Here is a 279-nt window from a genome sequence, read left to right as displayed (position 1 = left end):
TATAGCCAAGTTCGATTTCCCATCTATCACTGTATAAGTCTACTATTTCAGCTTTAGGAAAACGCATTGGGTCGGTCAGTGAAGTGAGGATGCTCACCTCTTTTCCCTTAATCGTTTTTGTGACCAATCTCACTTCAATACCATCGGGTAATTCAGCAAACTTCTTTCTCGCTTGTGCTGTTGTTTTTAGTTTGATGAGTTTGTCTTGACGACCCAAAGAGCGAACGACTTCATACCGAGTTCCTTTTCTCATAGGTTGGAGCCAATGACGATTTTTTC

General features: G+C 41.2%; 1 protein-coding gene. It reads right to left on the bottom strand.

Annotated features, from left to right (window positions below; all coding sequences use genetic code 11):
• A partial coding sequence (locus ACSLUH_RS19605) for a transposase (RefSeq protein WP_448570093.1) occupies nt 1–279 on the bottom strand: 279 nt, incomplete at both ends.

It is taken from the genome of Thalassotalea ganghwensis (assembly GCF_053485795.1).
This window is presented reverse-complemented; position numbering and strand designations above follow the sequence as displayed.